This window comes from Rhizobium sp. TBD182, assembly GCF_001950375.1.
In the GTDB taxonomy this organism is placed as follows: Bacteria; Pseudomonadota; Alphaproteobacteria; order Rhizobiales; family Rhizobiaceae; genus Agrobacterium; species Agrobacterium tumefaciens.
Genome location: NZ_BDLN01000012.1, coordinates 69,696 through 72,926 on the forward strand (window position 1 = coordinate 69,696; position 3,231 = coordinate 72,926).

The window sequence follows — 3,231 nt, forward strand, 5'->3', positions numbered from 1 at the left end:
GTAGTCCTTTATGGCTTCGTGTTGAGGCTTGTTGAAGCTGGAAGTTGTGCGGCCGCTCCAGAGGATGACTTCGAAGCTGACGCTGCGCCTGATACGCTGCTCGGCTGCTCTAAGCAGCGGTTACAGTGATTCCAAAATCCATTCACGAACATCTTCAATACGTCGTGCGACTAAGCTTTCGGTCGTCATATCCCAACTTGTCACCAATCCGGCCGGCGCGTCTCTGTTGATTTGAGTACAATAGCCCGTTGCTGTTCCCTCAATGCTCTCAAAAGCGAAGCGCGAGTTTTCGCCGGCGAAGCCCATCAGGAAGAACAATTCGTTGTCTACGCGGTCGTGGCTGGCCCCCAATGACTCCATCGGAATGGCGACCGCATTCGCAGCGTTGTCGCGCCAAACCTCAAACGGGACCTCGATCAATGCGACGTCAATTCTTGACGACTGGACGACACTGCCCTTTCCTGAGAACATCCGGGTCGATCCGTAAAAGCCATAATCCGTACCACCGCAGTTGGTCACGTGCGCGCATGTCAGGACGATGAGCCGATCCGCAACGCTGATGAAGGTCCCAGACCCCCCAAGCCGCACATCATCGTCATTCTCGCTGACAAGTGCTGTCGCCGATGGCCTCACGGCTTCTATCATCAAATCCGTTACGATCTTGAAAAGCGTTTGCTCCTCCTCGGCAGTTAGGAATGCGCTCAAAAGTACCCCTCTCGCTGACAAAAGCTATGGACATTGGAAGAACAACAAAGTCCACGGAGGCCGATGCGGTTCGGTAGCCACTCCAGGCACTATTCGACCGAACCGCTGAGCAGGTCTCGGGGCAACGATCGAGCGAAAAGTCCTATCTTAGTAATGAGTTCATCAACCCAGTCCGGAAGCCCGTCGACTGTGCTGTCGGTCAGGTAAAAAATCCATGGCTCATTGCCATGACGGGAACTTGTGAAAAATGTCTCCCACCGGTTTTGGTTTACCAGCTTCTCGAACTTCTGGCGATCCTCGAGAGGCCATTCAAAACCCATGTGGAACATGCGGTTCCTGTAGTTCAGTAGAGCATTCACCAACCGGAAGTCGCTCTTCGTTATAAACTTGGAAAGCCCCACCGCGTGAGACAGCTGTTTGATACCTGCCGGTAAATCTGTCCGAGCAGCTTCGACGTCGACGTAGATATTGGCAGACCAGCGGTCAATCATTTCCTCCGGTAGCCGCGTCCATCTCTCATGCGCAGGAAACGGTGTTTCGCTTGAACGGTACATGCGATGGAGCGCACGAAACGTATGCGTGAAAATGCTCTCGATGAGTGGGGCAAACATGCCGAGTGCGGCCATACTAGCCGCCGCGTCGGAGTAGACCGATGCGTGCATCTCGTCGACCCAAAGATCTGTCGCGTGATCGCTCACCCTTCCTTTCGATTGCCGAGCCCATTCCGCCATTTTATCTATCTGATCTGAGGCATCTTTGGCTGCAGCAGCATTCCGAGCAATGATCGCTCTGATCGCAATTAGCTGCGCTTCGAGGTCCAAGTCTGCGATCAGATAATGGGCGTAGTCACGATCATCGAGGTGAAAACCCAAACCGTCTACCATGCCTACCTCGTGAGTTCGCAATTCGTCAGCCTGTGCGCCGGTCGGCCGCATCGGTGTCCGGGTTTTGGCGCGGTACCTAGGGTCAACCGCCTCATATTTGATGGGTCGAGTGAGCGCGACATCGATCTGACACCATCGGCGATTTACCAGCGTTATAACAGGAGGTCGAGCTCAAGCACGTGCTCGACGTTCAATCAGGCTCGTGTTCGTAGAACGGTTGAACATGACCAAAATCCACAGCGCGCAAGCTCGTCGCCGGATTAACGCTGGCGTCTTCGATTGTGATCTCCTCGCTCCCTTTCCCATCTATCGTCAGCGTGACTTCGAAACGATGTTCGATTGTGACCTCCTCAATCGAGCCGCCGAGAGAAACGTAGTCGTTGTCGATGCTGTCGTGAATGGAAAAGTGAAAGCCAGCTTGGATCTTAAGCTTCGCGTTTACCGGGATCAGAAAAGTTACCGTATGACCGTCGGAAGCGACAATCCGTTGCTCAGGGCCTCCAGCATATACAACGGACTCTACGGCCGCTTCCTCGAGCTCTGCCTCCCACTCCATATAAGCTGATGCCTCGACTTGAAAGTCGAGGTCGTCAAGGTCGCGCTGGATAGCGTTCGCGATCTCATGGGCAAGCGCGCCTTCGGGCTCCTCAGCTAAATGGGTAAGGCACTTCGCGACGATCGCTTCGTCCTCATGAAACAAAGCAAGAGCCTTGCCCAGATCGGTTGCGCAATAGAGATATTCACTCTCCTCACAATAGCTGATCCAACCCCTATCCCTGCTGACGCACAGAAGATACCCGTGGTCTTGCGACCACTTATCGACGCCAGCGAGCGCTACAGCATCCGGGAATTCGTATTTTTTGTCGGCGCCTGCGAATGGCGGCTGGTTCGTGAAGTACCGCTCCATCAGTTCCGCAACGCCAATGGCTTCAGCAGAAGAGATGATTGAGACGCCGACTTTTTCGCAAAAAGTCTTGAGGAGTGCGGCTGAATGGTCCTTGATTACCTCCGTCGGTAGCAGTTTGGCTGCGAGCTCGCCTGCGATAAATGCATAATCCTTCCAAATCTTGTTGTATGTTTTCAGAGCCGTAGCGAGCTGTTCGTGCGCTCCTTGGTGCGCTTTCGCCATGTGAGCCAGCACTTCGTTTGCCACCACGTCCGACAAGACAACGGTGATCTTTTTCGTCTTCAGATTTTCGATACTCAGTAAGATGCGATTGTCGAGATTGCCGTTGGCGTTCAAGCCATCGATAATATTCGTGTCGAGAGTAAAGCCAACGACCTCGCCTCCGGCGATCAACGCCCTGATCTCGTCCGCATCATACGCTGGCACCTGCTCCTCCCCGACTTGTAAATCGTTTTATTCATCTCGCCATAGTAGTCTAGAGGACACAATGCACCGCATCGATGCCACTTATGTCGTTACTCGACTCAACGTCTCAGCAGCTGCTCTACGATTAAACCGATGCTGCCTCGTAACTTAAGGTGGTCTCGGCAGCTTTGTCGTCAGCAGCTCGAAGGCGCTGATGCGCTGCGTCCTGCGCTTCGACGAAGAAGCTTTTGCCTGAAATCCCAGCCCGATCGAAGAAGGCCTGATTTCGCTCGCGGGCATCGCTGAGTAGCGTGTCCCACGCGATCAGTT

4 protein-coding genes are annotated in these 3,231 nt (G+C 53.8%); all 4 read right to left on the minus strand.

The features are described 5' to 3' along the window. Positions 1-120: 120 nt before the first annotated feature. Positions 121-705 carry a trypsin-like peptidase domain-containing protein gene (locus T18_RS24245; RefSeq protein WP_040132272.1) on the minus strand — a complete coding sequence of 195 codons (585 nt, stop codon included), beginning with the start codon at positions 703-705 and terminating at the stop codon, positions 121-123. A gap of 89 nt (positions 706-794) precedes the next feature. After that, a complete protein-coding gene (locus T18_RS24250) occupies positions 795-1,589 on the minus strand; it encodes a hypothetical protein (protein WP_139322530.1) in 795 nt (264 codons plus the stop codon). A 190-nt stretch (positions 1,590-1,779) separates the two neighbouring features. Next, on the minus strand, positions 1,780-2,922 hold the full coding sequence (locus T18_RS24255) for a PIN domain-containing protein (RefSeq protein ID WP_010892460.1): 1,143 nt from the start codon (positions 2,920-2,922) through the stop codon (positions 1,780-1,782). Positions 2,923-3,046: 124 nt separating this feature from the next. Then, a partial coding sequence (locus T18_RS27315; RefSeq protein WP_210187546.1) for a hypothetical protein occupies positions 3,047-3,231 on the minus strand: 185 nt, incomplete at its 5' end.